The sequence below is a fragment of the Microbacterium sp. CIAB417 genome (genome assembly GCF_022788845.1).
Map to the genome: position 1 here is coordinate 1,085,191 of NZ_JAHZUT010000001.1, position 18,162 is coordinate 1,103,352.

Sequence of the window (18,162 nt, forward strand, 5' to 3'; positions counted from 1 at the left end):
CATGACCACGGAGATCATCAACGACACGGTCGAAGAGACGACCACCCGCCGGACGCCGCGCAAGCGGATGTCCAAGATGGAGCTCTACACCAAGCGGTTCCTGCGCAACAAGCCCGCGGTCGGCGGCATCATCGTGTTCGCCGTCCTGGTGGTGTTCGCGATCGTCGGGCCCCTCATCGCGCAGTGGGACCACATCGAGAGCGACTTCCTCAACATCACCACCCCGCCGTCCTCCGAGCACTGGTTCGGCACGAACGGCGCGGGCAACGACACGTTCGCCCAGGTCGCGGTCGGCCTGCAGCGCTCGCTCATGATCGCGCTCACGGTGTCGATCGGGACGGTCGTGCTGTCCGCGGTCGTCGGCGCGGCGGCGGCGTACTTCGGCGGTTTCGTCGAGCGGGCCACCCTGCTGGTCATCCACTTCCTCATGGTGGTGCCGACGTTCCTCCTGCTGGCGATGATCTCCAACAGCGCCGGCGGCGACTGGCGGGTCATCTCGGTCATCATGATCCTCACGGGCTGGTTCTTCCCGGCCCGCGTGATCTGGACGCTGTCGCTCTCCCTGCGCGAGCGGGAGTACATCCACGCCGCGCGGTACGCCGGCATCGGCGGAATGAAGATCGTGCTGCGGCACATGCTGCCCAACATCGGCTCGCTGCTCGTGGTGAACTTCACCCTCGGCCTCGTGACCGCGGTCATGACCGAGACCGGCCTGTCGTTCCTCGGCTTCGGCGTGAAGGCGCCGGACGTGTCGCTGGGATCGCTGATCGGCTCCGGCGCGGGCACGATCACGAGCGCCCCCTGGCTGTTCTACTTCCCCGCCGCGGCCCTGACGCTGCTGACCGTCTCGATGGCGCTCATCGCCGATGGTCTGCGCGACGCCCTCGATCCCACCTCGGCGGCAGGAGGCCGCGCATGAGCACTGTTCTCTCCGTCCGCGACCTCACCGTCAGCTTCCCCTCCGAGGCGGGGCGCGTCGACGCCGTCCGCGGCGTCTCCTTCGACCTCGAAGCGGGAAAGACCCTCAGCATCGTCGGCGAGTCCGGCTCCGGGAAGTCCGTCACGTCGCTCGCGATCATGGGCCTGCTCGACGAGAACGCCCGCGTCGGCGGCTCGATCATCTTCGACGGCCAGGAGCTGATCGGCCAGAGCGACAAGCAGCTGTCCGCGATCCGCGGCAACGGCCTGTCCATGGTCTTCCAGGATCCCCTTACCTCGCTCACGCCGGTGTTCACGATCGGCGATCAGCTGATCGAGGCGCTCACGGTTCACCGCAACCTGTCGAAGAAGGAGGCGTGGGACCGCTCGCTCGAGCTGCTGCGCCTGGTGGGCATCACGCAGCCCGAGAAGCGCATGAAGGCCTTCCCCCACGAGTTCTCCGGCGGAATGCGTCAGCGCGTCGTCATCGCCATCGCGATGGCGAACAACCCGAAGCTGATCATCGCGGACGAGCCGACCACGGCGCTCGACGTCACGATCCAGGCGCAGATCCTGGACCTGATCGGCAAGGCACAGCAGGAGACGGGCGCTGCCGTCATCATGATCACCCATGACATGGGAGTCGTCGCCCGCACGGCCGACGACGTCATGGTCATGTACGCCGGCAAGCCGGTCGAGCACGCTCCGGTGGGTGAGCTGTTCCATCGCACGCGGATGCCGTACTCCATCGGCCTGCTCGGCGCGATCCCCCGGGTCGACAAGGCCGAGAAGGAGCCGCTGACCCCGATCAAGGGCAATCCCCCGCTCCTGATCAACCTGCCGGACGCCTGCCCGTTCGCCGACCGCTGCCCCATCGCGATCGACGCGTGCCGCGACGGCGAACCCCCGCTGCTCGACGTGTCCGCCGAGCCCGGCGTCCGTCACCAGGCCGCGTGCATCCGCGCGCACGAGATCGACGACGACGGGATGCTGGGCGGCCTGCCCGTCTACCCGGTGCGCGAGATCCCCGAGAGCGACCTGACCCGCACTCCGCGCGAGCAGCGCCCGATCACGCTCGACGTGAAGAACATGACCAAGACCTTCCCGCTCATGAAGGGCGCGCTCTTCAAGCGCAAGGTCGGCGAGGTCCACGCGGTCAAGGGCATCAGCTTCGACGTCCGCGAGGGCGAGACGATGGCGATCGTCGGCGAATCCGGCAGCGGCAAGACGACGACCCTGCTGCAGATCATGGATCTGATCAAGCAGCAGGACGGCGACATCGTGATCAACGGCACGAGCGTCAACGACATCACGAGCCGCAAGATCGAGCGCCGCGTCCGACGCGACATCCAGATCGTCTTCCAGGACCCGATGGGCGCCCTGGACCCGCGCATGACGGTGGCGGACGTGATCGCCGAGCCGTTGCTCGCGATCGGGACGCCCAAGGACGAGGCGCACGCCCGCGTGGACGAGCTGATGGACCTCGTCGGTCTCGACCCCACGCACAGCGACCGCTTCCCGCAGGCCTTCTCCGGCGGTCAGCGGCAGCGCATCGGCATCGCCCGCGCGCTGTCGACCAACCCGAAGATCGTGGTGCTCGACGAGCCGGTGTCGGCCCTGGACGTCTCGATCCAGGCCGGTGTGATCAACCTGCTCGACGATCTGAAGGTGAAGCTCGGGCTGTCGTACCTGTTCGTCGCCCACGACCTGTCGGTCGTCCGCCACATCGCCGACCGTGTCGCGGTGATGTACCTCGGCGACTTCGTCGAGCACGGGGACGTCGACGAGGTGTTCGACAACCCTCAGCACCCCTACACGAAGGCCCTGCTGTCGGCCATCCCGGTGCCGGATCCGGACATCGAGCGCACGCGTCAGAGGCTCGTATTCAACCCGGAGACGATGCAGACCGAGGCCGCCACGGTCTGAGTCCGGAACGCGTTTTCCTCCATCGGACGGTGCCCGATTGTTACCAGCCGGTAACGGTCGGTCACCGTCCGATAACAGTTAGGCGGGATTCACTTTCGCGGCGCCCCTTTTGTGCGACCGGCGAACTATTCTCGCCTTTATGACACGCCGAAAGGCGAAAGGAGCACCATGAAGCAGCACAAGCTGATGGGGGCGATCGCGTTCAGCGGAGCCCTCGCACTCGCATTGGCCGGGTGTGCGTCCGACTCCGGCAACAACGGCGGAGAAGGCGAAGGCGACGGAGCCAGCACCGTCACGGGCGCGGACTACAACCCCCAGCCCCGCGAGAACCTGCAGGAGGGTGGCGAGGTCATCTTCCCGATCAGCGACATCCCCACGCAGCTGAACGCGTTCCACGGCGACGGCTCGTCGAACACCGCGCGCATCGCGGCCTGGTACATGCCGCAGGTCATGCTGCAGGACGTCGACGGTACGCCGTACAAGAACGACGCCTACCTCGACGAGTGGAAGATCGAGGAGGTCGACGGCAACACGCAGATCACCTTCACGTTCACGGAAGAGGCGCACTGGAACGACGGCACCGACATGGACTGGAAGTCCATCGAGGCCACGTGGCTCGCCAACCGCTCCTACGACGAGGGCTTCACCCCGAACGCGACCGACGGATACAAGTCCATCACCTCGGTCGAGCAGGGCGACACCCCGAAGACCGCCATCGTGACGTTCGACGGCATCTTCGCGTGGCCCGAGATGCCGTTCCTCACCGGAATCGTGCACCCGGCGCTGGCGGACCCGGCCGTCTTCAACGAGGCGTTCATCGACAACCTGAACCCGCAGTACGGTGCCGGTCCCTACACGGTCACCGACTTCGACCTCAACGGCGGCGAGGTCACTCTCGAGCCGAACCCGGAGTGGTGGGGCAACGCGCCGCTGCTCGACAAGGTGACGTGGCGTCAGCTCGACACCACGGCCGCGATCAACGCCTTCAAGAACGGTGAGATCGACCAGGTCGAGACCCAGAGCGCCGACTCGCTCGCGCAGGTCGCCGACATGGAGGGCGTCGTCACGTACCGCGCGCAGTCGACCGCGACCGCGCTGCTCGAGGTCGACTCCGAGAAGCCCAACCTCTCGGACGTCAAGGTCCGCGAGGCGCTGTTCACCGCGCTGAACCGCGAGCAGGTCAAGGAGGTCGTCTGGAACGGCCTCGACTACACCGAGGAGCCCGCAGGCTCGCTCACTCTGTTCTCGTTCCAGCCCGGCTACGTGGACGCTCTCGCTGAGACCGGCCGTGAGGACGGCAACGTCGAGAAGGCCAAGGAGCTGCTCGACGAGGCCGGCTGGGTCGAGGGCGAGGACGGCGTGCGCGAGAAGGACGGCGAGAAGCTCACCGTCGTCTTCCCTGTGCACGGCGACAGCGCCACGGTCGAGAACCGCGGCAAGGTCATCCAGCAGCAGCTCAACGAGGTCGGCTTCGACGTCCAGCTGGAGATCCGCCCGTCGGCCGACTTCTCGGACGACTACACCTCGAAGAACTGGGACATGATGTTCCTGGCCTTCACCTCCTCCGACCCGTTCGGTGCGGCCTGGTTCTGCCAGCTGTACTGCTCGGACAGCGGTCTGAACCTGTCGGGCACCGGCACCCCGGAGATGGATGAGCGCATCCACTCCGAGGTCGAGTCGCTGCCGACGGCCGAGGAGCAGACGGCTGCCGCGATGGAGCTCGAGACCGAGATCTTCCAGTCGTGGGGCATCATCCCGATGTACAACGGTCCGTTCATCGTGACCGCCAAGGAGGGTCTGGCCAACCTGACCCCCGAGAGCTACGTCGGCCTCGACCTGTTCGGCGTGCTGCCGGTCGAGAACGTGGGCTGGGAGAAGTAAGCACTTCTTCTGCACCTGTGAGAGCGGGGTCGGTGGTTCGCCACCGGCCCCGCTTCCGCTTTTCCGCGAGGGCGTGCCTATGCTGGCACCGTGAAGCCCCGCGTCGTCCTCGTCCACGGCATCCGCACGTCGCGCACGATGTGGCGCGGGCAGCTCGCGCACCTCGCCTCCCGCCGGGTCGAGGCCGAGGCCGTGGATCTGCCCGGGCACGGAACGCGCATCGACGAGCCGTTCACGCTGACCGAGGCCTTCGCCACGATCGACCGCGCTGTGCGGACGGCCGCCGCGGACGCGCCCGTCCTGCTGGTCGGGCACTCGATGGGCGGGCTGCTCTCGGTCGCGTACGCCGGCCAGGAGGATCCTCCGCCCGTGGCAGGTTTCATCGGCGCCTCCTGCACCGCGCTCCCCCGCGGCGCCGCCCTCGCGACCTACCGGTTCCTCGCCCAGCGCTTCGACGCGCTTCCCGATCGCGGCCTGTGGCTGAGCGGACGAGTGCTCGCGGCGACCCTGCCGCTGGACACGCGTGCGGATTTCGAGGCCGGCGGCTATGCGCTGGACGCGCAGGACATCGCCCTGGGCAGCCTCTCAGCGCTGGATCTCGCCGCGGCGCTCCCCCGCATCCGCATCCCGCTGTGGTGGATCAACGGTCAGTTCGATCAGCTGCGGGTGCACGAGCGGCTGTTCCAGCGCCTGACGCCGCAGTCCGAGCTCGTCGTCGTGCCGCGGACCTCGCACCTCGTGACCGCGATGCGTCCGCGCGTGTTCAACGCGCTGCTGGACCTGGCGACAGCGACGCTCGAACGGGACGCGCAGCCGGCGTCAGGACCGACCCGATGACCGACAGGATGCCGGCGACGAGGAACAGCAGCCAGAACGCTCCGACGAGGGCGACGAGCCCCGCGCCGATCAGCGGCCCCAGCAGCTGACCGAGGTTCGCGGACACGTTCACCATACCGAGATCGCGTGCGCTGTCGCGATCGTCCGGCAGCAGGTCGGTGGCCAGCGCCAGACTGACGGCCATGTACGCGCCGTAGCCGACGCCCATGAAGGCCGCCGCGACCGCGGTGCCGACCAGGGTCGGCATGATCAGGATCAGCGCTGCCGACAGCGCCTGCACGAGTCCCGCGACGACGACGATCACTCGTCGCCGACCCGTGCGGTCGGAGATCGCGCCGGCGACGAGGGAGGCCGCCACGACGAAGACCGTGTAGACGACGATCAGCAGCAGCAGCTCGTCTTCCGCGGTCTCGGAGGGAGAGCCGATGCCGTACAACAGGAAGAACAGCAGAAGCGCCGTTCCGAGGGCGTTGCCGATGTTCACCATCAGGCGCCCGATCAGCAGCAGCGAGAAGTCGCGTCGGCGCAGCACGCCCCAGCGGTCCCTCCCCGCGGCGCGCGTCGCGGCGGCGTCCGCCAGGGCAGACCGGGAGGCGGGCGGGTCCGGCAGCAGGACGGCCGCCGCGATGCCGACGACGAGGATGAAGCTGGCGAGCACGAGGTAGCTCTCGGCGATGCCGAGACCGAGCAGCACGACGGCGCCGACGCCGACGACGATGCCGACCGCCTGCGCCGAGCTGACGACGGCCGAGGCGGTCCCCCGCTGCTGCTCGACCTGGTCGGCGATCAGCGCCGTCAACGCGGCCGACACCACGGCGATGCCGACGGACACGCCGATCCACGCCGCACCGACCGCCGGCGGCCCGTCTGCGGCCCCGGCGAGGACGAGGGATCCCGCGGTCAGGACTGATCCCCCGATCGTCCACGGGCGACGCCGGCCCCAACGTGAGGACGTGCGATCGGACAGCATCCCGGCCACGGGCCCGGCGATCACACCGGCGAGACCGCCGACCGAGAGGATGAGGCCCGACCAGACGACGCCGCCGATCCAGTCCCGGCTTCCGCCCGGCGTGTCGAGCTGCAGCGGAAGCAGCAGCTGCACCGGAGTCAGCTGGACCGTCCACACGGCCAGCCACGCGAGCGCGAACATCGTGAGCCAGCGGCCGCCGACGCGTGGGCCCCGGCCGGATGAGGCGTCCGTCATCGGCGGCTCCTTCGGGTCGATAGCGCTCAGCATGCCCTATCCGGCGCGTCCAGCACCAGCATTGCGCAAGGCTTCGCCGTGGACCTGGTAAGCTTGCTTCTTGGCTTGCGTGTGGGTGAACCCCTCACGATCGCCGGACGGCAGCCCCTCTACTGCTCCCGGCACATCCCAATCCCATCCCTGAACGAAAGCTTCCACGCGTGGCAAACATCAAGTCGCAGATCAAGCGCATCAAGACCAACGAGAAGGCGACGGCTCGCGACAAGGCCGTCAAGTCCGAGCTCAAGACCCTCGTCCGCCAGACCCGCGAGGCCGTCGCCGCCGGCGACAAGGCCGCTGCGCAGGCCGCGCTGAAGAAGGCGACCACGAAGCTCGACAAGGCCGTCAGCAAGGGCGTCATCCACGAGAACCAGGCGGCGAACCGCAAGTCGGCCATCGCCAAGCAGGTCGCCGCTCTCTGAGCCGCGCTTCCGCCTCTGAAAGCCCGTCCCGTACCGGGGCGGGCTTTCCTCATCTGCGAACTCGCTACTCCGCGAACGGAGCCCGCGTCGCGATGACCGTGACCATGCGCTCGAGAGCGAAGATCGGGTCGCGCGCTGCGCCCTTCACCTCGGCATCCGCCCGGGCCGTCGCCTGGATCGCCAGCCCCAGGGTCCGCTCGTTCCACCCGGAGAGGTCCCGTCGGGCTCGATCGATCTGCCAGTCCTTCATGCCCAGCCGGGACGCGATCTCCCGGCTCGATCCGCGGATGCCGGCGACCCTGGCCATGGTGCGCAGCTTCATCGCGAACGCCGCGACCATCGGCACGGGATCGGCGCCGGAGGCCAGCGCATGCCGGAGCGCGACCAGCGCCTCGCCGTATCGCCCGGCGATCGCCGTGTCGGCGACGACGAACGCCGACACCTCGACCCGGCCGCCGTAGTAGCGGGTGACGACGTCCTCGGTGATGTCCCCGTCGACGTCGTTGATGAGCTGCTGACAGGCTGCGGCCAGTTCGGTGAGGTCGTCGGCGAACGCCGAAACCAGCGCCCGCAGCGCCTGCGGCTGGATGCGCTTGCCGGCCGCCTTGAACTCCCCCGCCGCGAAGTCGAACCGGTCGGAGTCCCGCTTGACCGCCGGGCACGCGATCTCGATGCCGCCCCCGGTTCCCGCGCGCAACGCGTCCAGCAGCTTCTTGCCCCGAACGCTCGCCCCGCTGTGCCGCAGGACAACGGTGGCGCCTTCCTGCGGGTTGTCGAGGTACGAGACGGCCTCCTGGAGGAACGCGTCCGAGCACTTCTCCACGCCGGAGACGCGCACCAGGCGCGGCTCGCCGAACAGCGACGGCGAAGTGAGTGCCAGCAGCGTGCCGGCTGCGTAGTCGTCGGCGCGGACGTCGCTGACCTCGAGCGCCGGATCCTCCGCGCGCAGATAGTCGCGGATGCCGGCGATCGCTCTCTCGGCGCAGACCTCCTCGGGGCCGGACACCAGCACCACCGGTGCGGGACGCGGGTCTCGCCAGGAAACCTGCGGGATCTTCGGCGCCGCCTTGCGTGCGGGGGTGCGAGCAGCTGCCATGCAGCCAGCCTACCCGGGGTCGCCGACACCGATCCCGGATCCGACGTCGGCGGACCGCTCGGTCCAGACGACCAGATCCTCGTCTCGCGTCCCCAGCAGGACGCGTCCCTGCCGGTCGGTGCGGACGGACACGGCGCCCGTCGCAGCCAGGAGGTCCAGCGTCTCCTGTCGCGGGTGGCCGTAGTCGTTGTCGGCTCCCGAGCTGAAGATCGCGACGGACGGCTCCAGCATCGCATAGAGCTCCGTGTCCTGATCCGCGCTGCCGTGGTGGGCGACCTTGACCACGGTGTACGGCGGGTCGAGCATCCCGGATGCCGCGAGCAGCCGCTGCGGAGTCGCGGACAGGTCGCCGAGGAACAGGCTGCGCGGCACGTCGTGACCTGCGATCTCCCACACGACGCTCGCGTCGTTCCCCGCCGGAAAGGCCGCCTGCCCTCCGCGGGGCCAGAGAACCCTCCACTGTGCATCGCCGAGTGAGCCGCGCTGTCCGGCGGCGGCCTCGACGAGTTCGGCGCCGGCGGCCTCGAACCGGGCGAGCAGCTGCCCGTCGGCCTGCTCGCCGACCGGACCGTGCAGCACGGTCGACACCCGCCCGATCAGAGCCCGCGCACCGCCGGCGTGGTCCAGATCGAAGTGCGTGAGCACGAGGAGATCGACGCGGTCGACACCGAGCGCCCCCAGACAGCGAGTGAGCGGGTCGGGCTCGGGACCGGTGTCGATCAGGGCGATCCGATCCGCGGAGCGCACCACGAGCGCATCTCCCTGCCCCACATCGCACGCCGCGATCGACCATCCGGCCGGGGTCTGCACGGCGGCGAGGGGTCCGTCCAGCGCCACGCGAGCGCCGCCCAGCGCCAGGACGAGCGCCAGGACACCGCCCGCTGCGCGTCGCAGGAGCCGCGGAGGGGATGCGCCCGTGCGGCGCCGCCAGAGCACGACGGCGACGGCCGCGCTCACGACGAGGACGAGCAGAGCCGTGAACACTCCGGGCACCACGAGCACCTCCGCGCCGGGCAGCGCAGCTGTGGTGGTCGCGGTCGCGGCGATCCAGGCGGCGGGGAGCCAGGCGGATGCCGCGAGCAGGTCCGCCAGCGCCGGCAGCGGCGCGGCCAGGCAGGCGAGCAGCCCGATGACGGTGGCGATGGGAGCAGCCGGAGCGGCGACCATGTTCGCGACGATCCCGACGAGCGACTGCTGTTCGGCGAACAGCGCGATGATCGGACCGCAGGCCAACTGGGCGGCCACCGGGATCGCGAGGGCCAGCGCGAGCGGATGCGGCAGCCACCGCTCGAGGCCGCGTGCGAGGGGCGGAGCCAGCAGGATCAGAGCGGCCGTGGCCGCCGCGGACAGTGCGAATCCGGGCGTCGCGGAGAGCGACGGATCGGCGATCAGGATGCCGGTCACCGCGAGGCACAGCACGCTCACGCCGGCGCTCGGGTGGCCGAGCACCACCGTGAGCATCGCCAGCCCCGCCATGGTCGCCGCACGGATCACACTGGGTTCGGGTGTCACCAGCACGACGAACGCCCCGAGCGCGGAGAGCGCCACGACGACGCGCAGCAGACGACCGCCACCGCACAGCGCCACGACGAAGAAGGCCGCCCCGACCACGATGGCGCAGTTGGCGCCGGAGACCGCGGTGAGGTGCGACAGACCGCTCGTGAGCATCGCCGCATCGAGCTCCGGCGACACGGCGCGCGTGTCCCCGACCGCGAGTCCGGGCAGGAGCCCCGCTCCCGGCTCGGGCAGTCGGACGGCACGCTCGACGAAGTCCGCACGCGTCGCGGCGGCGACCGCGAAGACGCCCGCGGCCGGTGTCACCACCTCGGCGGAACTCGCGAAGGCGACGAGAGCCGCCCTCTCCGCGGCATCCGTCGCCATCGCCTCACCGACGATGCGCACCCGAGCCCCGAGATCGGCGCCGTCCAGCCCGTCCACACCGATCCGGATGGGTACCGACGTCGTTTCCGGCGCGTCCGGCGGACCGATCAGCACGGTCTGCGCATCGAACCAGAGCCGTCCGTCGGCGCCCGTCGACGAGGACGAGCTGATGTCGGCCACGACCGCGACGACGCGTCCGTCCAGCTCCTGGACCGCCTCCCGGGACGGCGTCGCCAGGGCGCAGGAGAGGGCGACCGCCGCCCCGACCGCGCACACCAGCGCCGCCAGAGGCGCCCAGCGGACACCCCGCGAACCCGCCACGACGAGCAGGATCGAGCCGACCGCCGCGGCAGCGCACCACGGCCAGGCGGCGCCGGGCAGGAAGACGCAGCCCAGCGCGGTCGCCCACGCCCCGAGGGCGACCGGGACCAGCCGCAGATCCCGATGGGTCATACCCGCACCTTGTCACGCAGCCCGGCGAGGAGCTTCTCCCCGATGCCCGGCACGGCGAGGAGATCGTCCACGGAGGCGAAGCGGCCGTTCTCGTCGCGCCACTGGATGATGCGCTCCGCGAGGGCCGGCCCGATCCTCGGCAGGGTCTCCAGCGCGGTCTGATCGGCCGTGTTGAGATCGATCAGACCACCGGTGCCGTTGCCGTTGCCGTTGCCGTTGCCGGAGCCGGCGGGCGGCGAGGTCTCCCCCGCCGCGCCGATTCGAGGAACGAGGATCTGCTCTCCGTCCGCGAGCAGTCGCGCGAGGTTCACGGCGCCCAGATCTGCGTCGTCCGTCGTCCCGCCCGCTGCGGCGAGGGCGTCGGCCACCCTGGCGCCCTGCTCCAGCAGGTACAGCCCCGGATGCGCGACCTCACCCAGCACGTGCACGTACACCTCGCCGGGTGCGACGGTCGCGTGCCCGGCGTCCGCGACATCGACCACCTGCGAGGGTGCAGCCTGCCCTCGGAGGATGCCGAGGCCCACGGCGCCGGAGACCACGACGAGTCCGAGCACCACGGCCGCACCGACGCCGAGGCGTCCTCGCGCCGGACGGCGCGCCGGTGGCGGTTCGGATTCCTCGGGCACGCCGCCACGCTACGCACGCGCGAGCGGGCAGGGACCGCCCTCAGCCGGCACCCGGGGAGAACCCGGGCGTCGGTGTCCCCGGTGCAGGACGAGTGCCGCCGGCGCACCCGCGGCAGGTTCGCTCAGCCCTTGACGACGATGCTGACGATCTTCGGAGCCCGCACGACGACCTTCACGATCTCCTTGTCGCCGATCGCGCGGATCACGCGCTCATCCGCGCGCGCGAGCGCCTCGAGTTCCTCGGCGCCGATCTTGGCCGACACCTCCAGTTGCGCACGGACCTTTCCGCCGACCTGCACCACCGCGGTGATCGTGTCCTCCACGAGCAGCGCGGGGTCCGCCGACCGCCACGGAACGAGACCGACGGAGGGCTCGTGGCCGAGCAGCTCCCACATCTCCTCCGCCGTGTGCGGGGCGATGAGGTCGAGCATGACGGCGATGGTCTCCGCCGCTTCGCGCACGGCCGGGTCCGCGGCACCGCCGCCGGAGTCGATCGTCTTGCGCGTGAGGTTCACGAGCTCCATCAGCCGCGCGACGAGGACGTTGAACTTGGTCTGCTCCACCAACGCGGGCGCATCCGCCAGCAGACGGTGCGTGCCGCGGCGGAGCGCGCCGTCGCCGCCGGCGAAGATCACGTCGACCGGGCTCTCGACCTCGTGCGCGATGCGCAGCGCACGCGCCAGGAACTTCTGAGCGCCGGTCGTGGAGACATCCGCCCAGTCCTTGTCGTCCTCGACGGGTCCGGCGAACGCCAGACCGACACGCAGCGCGTCGGCGCCGTGCGCGTCCAGCTCCTCCTGGAACAGGACGAGGTTGCCCTTCGACTTCGACATCTTCGCGCCGTCGAGGATCACCATGCCCTGATTGATGAGGCTCGAGAACGGCTCGGTGAAGTCGATCAGGCCCATGTCGAACAGCACCTTCGTGATGAAGCGTGCATACAGCAGGTGCAGGATCGCGTGCTCCACGCCCCCGATGTAGCTGTCCACCGGCGCCCAGCGGTCGGCCTCGGCGGGCTCGAAGGCGACCTCATCGTTTCCCGGAGACAGGAAGCGGAGGAAGTACCAGGAGCTGTCGACGAACGTGTCCATGGTGTCGGGATCGCGCAGCACCGGGTCGCCCGTCGCCGGGTCGGTCGTGCGCACCCAGCTCTCCGCGGCGCCCAGAGGCGACGCGCCCTTGGGCGACAGATCCAGCCCCTCGACGCTGGGCAGGCGCACGGGCAGCTGGTCCTCGGGGACCGGGATGATGCGCCCGTCCTCGGCGTGCAGCATGGGGATCGGCGTCCCCCAGAAGCGCTGACGCGAGATCAGCCAGTCGCGCAGGCGATAGTTCTTCGCCGCACGGCCGGTGCCGGCAGCCTCGAGCTTCTCGATCGTCCGCGCGATCGCGTTCCGCTTGGACAGGCCGTTCAGCTCACCCGAGTTGATCAGGCGGCCCTCGCCGGTCAGTGCTGTGCCCGTGACCGAAGGGTGCTGTTCGTCGAGGCTCGGCAGGGTGTCGATCGGGACGCCGTCCTCGTCGACCTCGATCACAGGCATGGCACCGGTCACCGGTGCGGTCGTGTCCACGACGACCTTGACCGGCAGATCGAAAGCGCGGGCGAAGTCCAGGTCTCGCTGATCGTGCGCGGGAACAGCCATGACCGCGCCGTGGCCGTAGTCGGCGAGCACGTAGTCCGCTGCCCAGATCGGCAGCTTCTCGCCGTTGACGGGGTTGATCGCGTAGCGCTCCAGGAAAACGCCGGTCTTGGGGCGGTCCGTGGACTGACGGTCGATGTCGGTGGTCTTCTGCACCTCGGCCAGGTAGTCGGCGAAGCGCTGACGCACGTCGGCCGGTGCCTCCGCGGCGATCTCGGACGCGAGGTCCGAATCGGGCGCCACGACGAAGAAGGTCGCTCCGTGCAGCGTGTCGGGGCGCGTCGAGAACACCGTCACCGGTTCGGAGCGTCCTTCGATGACGAAGTCGATGTCTGCGCCGACGGATCGGCCGATCCAGTTGCGCTGCATCTGCAGCACCTTGTGCGGCCAGAAGCCCTCGAGCTGGTTGAGGTCGTCCAGCAGACGGTCGGCGTAGTCGGTGATCTTGAAGTACCACTGCGTGAGCTTCTTCTTCACGACCTCGGCGCCGCAGCGCTCGCAGCGCCCGTCGACGACCTGTTCGTTCGCGAGCACGGTCTGATCGTTCGGGCACCAGTTCACCGGGCTCTTCTTGCGATACGCGAGTCCCCGCTCGTGCATCTTCAGGAACAGCCACTGGTTCCAGCGGTAGTAGTCCGGGTCGGAGGTGTGCAGCACCCGCGACCAGTCGAACGAGACGCCGTACTGCTCGAAGCCGGCCTTCTGCTGCGCGATGTTCTTGTAGGTCCATTCGCGGGGATCGGCTCCGCGACGGATGGCGGCGTTCTCGGCGGGCAGCCCGAAGGAGTCCCACCCGATCGGGTTCAGGACGTTGTGCCCGCGGTGACGCCAGAAGCGCGCGACGATGTCGGAGTAGAGGTAGTTCTCGGCGTGACCCATGTGCAGGTCGCCGGAGGGGTATGGGAACATCGCCAGCACGTACTTGCGCGGACGCGTGTCGTCGTGGTCGCCGGCGAGGAACGTCTGGTTCTCGGCCCAGTAGTTCTGCCACTTCGCCTGGAGGGCGTGCGGCGAGGGCAGAGCGGATGCTTCTTCAAACGTGTTCTCGGACAAGAGCGAACGGCCAATCTGGAAAGCAGGGAGCGCGGAATCGCGAAGTTCCAGGTTATCGGATCATCCGCCGAGCCAGGCTTCGGGCAGCCGCGCCCCCAAGGCCGCCAGCGGGGCGCGTGCCTTGATCGCGACCTCGGCGACCTCGGACCGGGGCTCCGACCCCCACGTGATGCCGCCGCCGGCGCCGACGTACGCCCCCTCGCGGTCGATGAGGATGCTGCGGATCACCATGGCGAGATCCAGAGCGCCGTCCAGACCCACGTATCCGAAGCATCCGCTGTACACACCGCGCGGAGCGTCTTCGAGCCCGCACAGGATCGTCATCGCGGAGAGCTTCGGCGCCCCCGTCATGCTCCCCGCGGGGAAGGCCGCATCGAGCAGCACCCCGACGGTCGTGTGCGGGGCCGGTTCCCCGCTCACCGTGCTCACCAGCTGGTGCACGGCCGGATAGCTCTCGACCTCCCACAGCCCCTCGACCCGGATCGTGCCGGGCGCGCACACCTGCGACAGGTCGTTGCGCATGAGATCGACGATCATCACGTTCTCGGCGCGTTCCTTCGCGCTCTCGAGCAGCTCGACCGCGAGGGCGGCGTCCTCCCCCGGGTCCGCCGAGCGGGGGCGCGTGCCCTTGATCGGCCGTGTGATGACGCGCCCGCGGTCGGTCAAGAGGAACTGCTCGGGACTCGCGCTCAGCAGGACGCGGCCGCCGATCCGGAGGAACCCGCCGTGGTGCGCGGGCGTCGCGGCGCGCAGTCGCAGATAGACCGCGACTGCGTCGTGCACACCCGGGACCTCGAACCTGGTCGTCAGGCACAGCTGGTACGCGGATCCCGCCCGGATCTCTTCGCGGCATCGTTCGATGAGCGCGGCGTACTCGTCGGGGCTGTGCCGCGCCAGGGCCGTCGGCGCCGGCATCCGGTCGATGGCGGCGGTCGGTCCGTGCACGGATCCGGATGCCGCGGTGCAGCGGCGCTCGACCTCGGCGGCCCAGGCATCCAGATCATCGGCTGGGGCGAGGGCCCACAGGACGTCGTCGGCGTGGTCGTACGCGATCGCCCGCTGTACGCGCATCCAGGCACCGCCCCGGCCGATTTCGCCCCCTGCCGTCGGCGCGCCGGCCGCAGCTGCGCCGGATTCGTAGTCCTGCCAGCCGACCCATCCGCCGAGAAAAGGCGGGCGGACGTCGTCGCGCGCGGGCACCGCGTCGATCCGGACGGACACCGCAGCCGCGGCATCCGTCTCCGTCGTCCCGGTTCCGAGGATGCTCCAGCCCTGCCGCGCGTCCGCCCCGGCGTCCAGCCAGAAGACGTCCCCGCCGCCCGCTTCGAGCCCGGGGAACAGGTCGACCGGCGCGGCGACGACCGACAGCGCGCGGGCGTCGAGGGCGGGGATGTGCGGCACGCTCCCAGCGTAGGGCCGGGAGCCTCGGCGTATCCTCGTCAACGTGGACGACTTCCTGCTGTGGCTGCTCGATGCCGTGCAGTCGGTCGATCCGGTCGCGCGCACGTTGATCGCGGGCGTCGCCGTGCTGCTGGAGACCAGCATCCTCATCGGGCTCATCGTCCCCGGCGACACCATCGTCATCATCGCCTCCATGGGGGTCACGAGCGTCCCCGAGGGCATCGCGCTGGGCGTCGCGGTCGTCATCGGAGCCCTCATCGGCGAGAGCATCGGGTTCGCCCTCGGCCGATGGCTCGGTCCGCACATCCGGCACTCCTGGCTCGGGCGGCGGATCGGCGAGGCGCACTGGGTGCGGGCGGAGATCTACCTGCGCCGTCGCGGCGGACTCGCGATCTTCCTGTCGCGGTTCCTTCCCGTCCTGCACTCGCTGGTGCCGCTGACGGTGGGGATGAGCGGATACTCCTACCGGCGATTCCTGGCCTGGACGGCTCCGGCGTGCATCCTGTGGGCCGCGGCGTACGTGAGCGTCACCTCGCTGGCGGCGGGCAGTTTCCGCGAGCTCGTCGACCGCGTGCACTTCGCCGGCTACATCTTCGTCGGCGTCATCGTCGTCTTCCTGATCGTGGTGCTGCTGGGGAAGAAGGCGCTGGGAGCGTGGGAGGCGCGGCACATGCACGCGCACCCCGCCGGCGCGGTGTCGGCCGCCGAGGAGAGTGGGAGCATGGGCCAGACCGGGGACGCGACCGCGAACAAGGCCGACACGAGCACTGGCCGGGCCACAGACGGAACCGGGAAGAATCCCGAACGGAGCACGGGCCGGCCCCTGAACGGAACCGGGAAGAAACCCGAACGGAGCACGGGTCAGCCCATGAAAGACTGAGGGGGATGCCCGATCAGTCCGCCGTCCCGGCCAGGATCCACTGGTTCGCCCGCCTGGAGCACCGCTTCCACGTGTGGCGCGAAGGGCGCGCACGCAAGCGCGGCCGCACGGCGTCGATCCTGCCCTTCCCCGGATACGGCGGTGCCGGCTGGGTCCGCGTGGTGGGCCGCGTGCTCATCGTCCCCCCGCAACGGCGGAAGGCGAACGGCGAGTTCGCCGGCATCCGCGGCTGGCGCAGCTTCGTCGGCATCCCGGTCGGCTTCTCGAACGTGGAGATCACGATCGGCGATCGCACGCAGATCGTCGCGGCGGATCGCGGCGGGGTCGTCGACACCGTGATCCAGGCGGACCTGGAACCGGGCTGGCAGCGGATCACGATGTCGGTCGAAGGCCAGCCGCCCGTCGAGGGCACCGTCTTCATCGTCGACGAGAGCGTCGATTTCGGCGTCATCTGCGACGTGGACGACACCGTCATGGTCACCGCGCTCCCCCGGCCGTTCATCGCCGCGTGGAACTCGTTCGTCGTCGACGAGCACGCCCGCCTTCCGGTTCCGGGCATGGCGGTGCTCCTGGAGCAGATCATGCGCCAGCACCCCGGGTGCCCGATGATCTACCTGTCGACCGGGGCGTGGAACATCGCCCCCACGTTGACCCGGTTCCTCAGCCGCCATCTGTTCCCGGCCGGATCCATGCTGCTCACGGACTGGGGGCCGACGCACGACCGCTGGTTCCGCAGCGGCCGCGAGCACAAGCTCACCAACCTGCGACGCCTGGCCGCGGAGTTCCCGACCATGCGCTGGCTGCTGATCGGCGACGACGGCCAGCACGACGAGGCGATCTACACGCAGTTCCAGCAGGAGCATCCGGAATCCGTCGCCGGTGTCGCGATCCGCCTGCTCTCCACCACCGAGGCCATGCTCGCCGGCGGACGTGCGCCTGTGGACGACCACTCCGAGGATGCGGCGCCGTGGGTGTCGGCCTCCGACGGCGCCGGGCTGCGCGAGCGACTCGGCGAGGTGGGGATCCTGCACTGATGTCCGCAGCGCTCCACACGGCCGAATGGCGCGCACGCGAGCAGGCGCACCGGGATCGGGCGGATGCGCTCACGGCCGCCCACCGGGACCGCGCCGCGCGCGGCGAGAAGCATCCGGTCGAGGACTTCCTGTTCACGTACTACAGCTACCGGCCGTCGCACCTGCGGCGCTGGCATCCCGGCGCGGGTGTCGAACTCGCGGACGCGTCCGAGCGTCTGAGCTGGCGCTGGTATTCCCCCGGAAGCTCCCCGGGCTCCGCGGTGCCGGATGCGGGCCTGTTCGCCGTCGAGAAGGCGCCGTTGGCAGCCCTGGTGGAGCGGATGCTGCGGCGCACCGCCGCACGGCCCGGTCAGTTCGGCTGCTTCGGGCTGCACGAATGGGCGATGGTGTATCGCGCGGACGAGCACCGGCATGCGGTTCCGCTGCGGCTCGGCCAGGACGGGACGGATGCGGTCGTCGACGCGCACGAACTGCGGTGCACGCACTTCGACGCCTTCCGGTTCTTCACGCCGGAGGCCGTCCCGCGCAACCGCACTCCGCTTACGCGGGCGGACCAGCCGGATGCCGAGCAGCCCGGCTGTCTGCACGCCGGCATGGACGTCTACAAGTGGGCGATGAAGCTCGGCCCCCTCGTGCCGGGTGAGCTGCTCCTGGACTGCTTCGAGCTCGCCCGCGACATCCGGGAGCTCGACATGCAGGCCGCGCCCTACGACCTGAGCGACTGGGGCATCGCGCCGGTGCGCATCGAGACCCCGGAGGGCAAGAGCGAGTACGTGCGCCGCCAGCGCGGATTCGCCGAACGCGGGAACGTGCTGCGCGAGCGGATCCTGACGGCCTGGCTGGGTGCGGACCCGGTCTGACCCGCCGGCGT

Annotated in this window: 13 protein-coding genes and 1 pseudogene; 8 read left to right on the plus strand and 6 right to left on the minus strand. The window is 70.0% G+C overall.

All coding sequences use genetic code 11. From position 1 onward, the window contains the following. The first annotated feature begins 1 nt into the window (after nucleotide 1). The 4 genes from KYX17_RS05375 (at nucleotide 2) to KYX17_RS05390 (ending at nucleotide 5,562) form a co-directional block, all read left to right on the plus strand. Entirely contained in the window at nucleotides 2-919 is a 918-nt protein-coding gene (locus tag KYX17_RS05375; protein WP_243225851.1) for an ABC transporter permease, read from the plus strand. Then, nucleotides 916-2,844: an ABC transporter ATP-binding protein gene (locus tag KYX17_RS05380; protein WP_243225852.1), complete on the plus strand. Its 1,929-nt coding sequence runs from the start codon at nucleotides 916-918 to the stop codon at nucleotides 2,842-2,844. The genes KYX17_RS05375 and KYX17_RS05380 overlap by 4 nt, the downstream gene beginning before the upstream one ends. Before the next feature lie 168 nt (nucleotides 2,845-3,012). Next, nucleotides 3,013-4,725, plus strand: coding sequence for an ABC transporter family substrate-binding protein (locus KYX17_RS05385; protein WP_243225853.1), 1,713 nt, complete (start codon nucleotides 3,013-3,015; stop codon nucleotides 4,723-4,725). Nucleotides 4,726-4,815: 90 nt separating this feature from the next. Further along, the gene (locus tag KYX17_RS05390) at nucleotides 4,816-5,562 is read left to right on the plus strand and encodes an alpha/beta fold hydrolase (RefSeq protein ID WP_243225854.1); all 747 of its coding nucleotides are present in this window, start codon (nucleotides 4,816-4,818) and stop codon (nucleotides 5,560-5,562) included. On the opposite strand, the gene KYX17_RS05395 is transcribed toward KYX17_RS05390, so the two are convergent. Beyond that, nucleotides 5,489-6,766, minus strand: a complete 1,278-nt coding sequence (locus tag KYX17_RS05395) for an MFS transporter (RefSeq protein WP_243225855.1) — start codon at nucleotides 6,764-6,766, stop codon at nucleotides 5,489-5,491. The two genes, KYX17_RS05390 and KYX17_RS05395, sit on opposite strands and share 74 nt — an antisense overlap. Before the next feature lie 200 nt (nucleotides 6,767-6,966). On the opposite strand from KYX17_RS05395, the gene rpsT reads away from it, so the two are divergent. Then, nucleotides 6,967-7,227 carry a 30S ribosomal protein S20 gene (gene rpsT / locus KYX17_RS05400; protein ID WP_243225857.1) on the plus strand — a complete coding sequence of 87 codons (261 nt, stop codon included), beginning with the start codon at nucleotides 6,967-6,969 and terminating at the stop codon, nucleotides 7,225-7,227. 64 nt (nucleotides 7,228-7,291) lie between these two features. Here rpsT and holA read toward each other — a convergent pair whose 3' ends face one another. From holA to KYX17_RS05425, 5 genes are all read right to left on the minus strand, one after another. Continuing rightward, the gene (gene holA / locus KYX17_RS05405) at nucleotides 7,292-8,323 is read right to left on the minus strand and encodes a DNA polymerase III subunit delta (protein ID WP_243225858.1); all 1,032 of its coding nucleotides are present in this window, start codon (nucleotides 8,321-8,323) and stop codon (nucleotides 7,292-7,294) included. A gap of 9 nt (nucleotides 8,324-8,332) precedes the next feature. Further along, nucleotides 8,333-10,657: a ComEC/Rec2 family competence protein gene (locus KYX17_RS05410; RefSeq protein ID WP_243225859.1), complete on the minus strand. Its 2,325-nt coding sequence runs from the start codon at nucleotides 10,655-10,657 to the stop codon at nucleotides 8,333-8,335. Beyond that, entirely contained in the window at nucleotides 10,654-11,283 is a 630-nt protein-coding gene (locus KYX17_RS05415; protein ID WP_243225860.1) for a ComEA family DNA-binding protein, read from the minus strand. The genes KYX17_RS05410 and KYX17_RS05415 overlap by 4 nt, the downstream gene beginning before the upstream one ends. Nucleotides 11,284-11,405: 122 nt before the next feature. Continuing rightward, nucleotides 11,406-13,976 carry a leucine--tRNA ligase gene (gene leuS / locus KYX17_RS05420; protein ID WP_243225861.1) on the minus strand — a complete coding sequence of 857 codons (2,571 nt, stop codon included), beginning with the start codon at nucleotides 13,974-13,976 and terminating at the stop codon, nucleotides 11,406-11,408. 60 nt (nucleotides 13,977-14,036) lie between these two features. Beyond that, nucleotides 14,037-15,377 carry an anthranilate synthase component I family protein gene (locus KYX17_RS05425; protein WP_308220839.1) on the minus strand — a complete coding sequence of 447 codons (1,341 nt, stop codon included), beginning with the start codon at nucleotides 15,375-15,377 and terminating at the stop codon, nucleotides 14,037-14,039. A gap of 43 nt (nucleotides 15,378-15,420) precedes the next feature. Here KYX17_RS05425 and KYX17_RS05430 point away from each other — a divergent pair. The 3 genes and pseudogenes from KYX17_RS05430 to KYX17_RS05440 form a co-directional block, all read left to right on the plus strand. After that, nucleotides 15,421-16,062 (plus strand): annotated as a pseudogene (locus KYX17_RS05430) (DedA family protein); the annotation flags it as partial. A gap of 200 nt (nucleotides 16,063-16,262) precedes the next feature. Next, on the plus strand, nucleotides 16,263-17,291 hold the full coding sequence (locus KYX17_RS05435; protein WP_243225862.1) for an App1 family protein: 1,029 nt from the start codon (nucleotides 16,263-16,265) through the stop codon (nucleotides 17,289-17,291). Then, a complete protein-coding gene (locus KYX17_RS05440; protein ID WP_243225863.1) occupies nucleotides 17,291-18,151 on the plus strand; it encodes a 3-methyladenine DNA glycosylase in 861 nt (286 codons plus the stop codon). Before KYX17_RS05435 ends, KYX17_RS05440 begins: the two co-directional genes overlap by 1 nt. The last annotated feature ends 11 nt before the right edge of the window (nucleotides 18,152-18,162 follow it).